This window comes from Halorubrum sp. GN11_10-6_MGM, from assembly GCF_005435165.1.
In the GTDB taxonomy this organism is placed as follows: Archaea; Halobacteriota; Halobacteria; order Halobacteriales; family Haloferacaceae; genus Halorubrum.
In genome coordinates this window covers 1-1042 of the sequence record NZ_SGUC01000081.1, presented here as the reverse complement: position 1 = coordinate 1042, position 1042 = coordinate 1, and the positions used below count along the sequence as shown (strand labels likewise).

At 60.0% G+C, this 1042-nt stretch carries 1 protein-coding gene; it reads left to right on the top strand.

Annotated elements, in window-relative coordinates:
* Positions 1 to 856: ISH3 family transposase (locus EXE46_RS16160; RefSeq protein WP_137689360.1), on the top strand; the 856-nt coding region annotated here is incomplete at its 5' end.
* Positions 857 to 1042 lie beyond the last annotated feature (186 nt).

The window sequence follows — 1042 nt, the reverse complement described above, 5'->3', positions numbered from 1 at the left end:
GCAGGTGGAAGTCTGCGCAGACTTCCACCTGCGACCCTACTACGGCGACGAAGACGACACAGACGGCCTCTATCACTCGGTCGCAAAGCGTGGAACAACCGCGTTCCACGCGTACGCTACACTCTACGCGCGTGTGAAGAACAAACGCTACACGCTGGCGGTACGCCGTCTCGAAGACGGCGATACCGCCAGCAGCGTCCTCGCTGAGTTCTTCGGTGTCCTCGACGGCCTTGACACCGAGGTCAAGGCCGTCTACCTTGATCGCGGATTCTACGACAGCAAGTGTCTCACGCTGCTTCAAGCGCACGATTACGCGTACGTGATCCCGATCATCCGGTGGGGTGAGACGATTCAGCAAGAGCTCTCGGAAGGGTGGAGTCGTGCCATTCAACACGATCTGACAGGGAAACTCGACGGTCACAGCTGGACCGTCGAGTTTCCCGTCTACATCGACTGTACGTACCTAAACGGGAAGTATGACGAAAACGGTGTGGCGCGTCACGGCTACGCCGCTGACGCGCCGTTTGTCGACTCACCACGCGACGCTCGATACCACTACAGCAAGCGGTTCGGTATCGAGTCGAGCTATCGGTTGTTTGAGCAAGCGATAGCGACAACGACAACACGAGATCCAACGGTACGGCTGCTGTACGTTGTGGTGAGTCTCCTCTTACAGAACGTCTGGCGGTACCTTCACTACGAGTATGTGGCGACGCCCCGCCGAGGCGGGCGTCGCCTCTGGTGGTGGCCGTACAAGGAGTTCGTCAATATGATTCGACGAGCTGCGTGGACGGCCCTCGCGGTGCGTCGGGCCGTCCCCGCGAACCGACCACCCGACGACCGATTCTACCGCTAACCACCGACCGGGAACGCCTGCGGCGAGAGTGGCGACGCTGTCGCGTCGGCGGCTGACCGCCGCCGACAGCGACAACTCCCCGTCGATCGGTCCGTGATTCTCCCGTCGAGACCGTCAGTACAACCGCTTCGATACAAAACTCAGGCTTCAGAAACAGCTAGTCGAGGATGCTTTGTGAGGTACTGA